2 protein-coding genes are annotated in these 530 nt (G+C 55.3%); one reads left to right on the top strand and one right to left on the bottom strand.

Translation table 11 applies throughout. From position 1 onward, the window contains the following. On the top strand, positions 1 to 235 hold a 235-nt coding region (locus EN780_RS40070), incomplete at its 5' end, for a hypothetical protein (protein ID WP_210215130.1). Positions 236 to 305: 70 nt separating this feature from the next. Here EN780_RS40070 and EN780_RS40065 read toward each other — a convergent pair. Continuing rightward, a partial coding sequence (locus tag EN780_RS40065; RefSeq protein WP_210215131.1) for a hypothetical protein occupies positions 306 to 530 on the bottom strand: 225 nt, incomplete at its 5' end.

Here is a 530-nt window from a genome sequence, read left to right as displayed (position 1 = left end):
AACCAGGCGCTTACGTCAAAGAGTGAGCCTGAACGTCAGCGGCGAGGCGACGAAATCCGTTTGGATGCTTGACACTTTTGGCGTGCCAGATCGCGCCGTAGCGCGCCCTTCTGATCGCATCGACAGGAAACTTGACGTCTGCTGTCTTCAACTCCTGAAGGCAAAGGACGTCATACTTGGTTTGACCCAGTCACTCCAGAAGAACGGTAGCCGGCCGTTGACGCCATTCAGATGAACGTTGCGATGCGCGTCATTCGAACTCTACCATCTGGGACCATGAGACTGTCATCTCGAGAACGGGAAGCTCATTTTTCGTCCTTGTAGGATTTGGCGGCTTCATCGATCTTGCGCCAATCGTGTCCATACCGACGCACAAGTTCTCGCGCCTGGGCTGGCGACACATTCTGGGTTTCCACAATATGTTTCACCTCTGCTTCCTCACCTTTCAGCGGCCGAGAACGAGGTCTTCTCGGCCGCATGGGGGGTGTCCCTGTTTCATCGCGTCTCGGCATGGTCTCACCTTTCCGAGT

Source organism: Mesorhizobium sp. M4B.F.Ca.ET.089.01.1.1, from assembly GCF_004022605.1.
Taxonomy (GTDB): Bacteria; Pseudomonadota; Alphaproteobacteria; order Rhizobiales; family Rhizobiaceae; genus Mesorhizobium; species Mesorhizobium abyssinicae.
The sequence above is the reverse complement of the archived record's forward strand: the minus strand, read 5'-3'. Positions and strand labels throughout refer to the sequence as shown.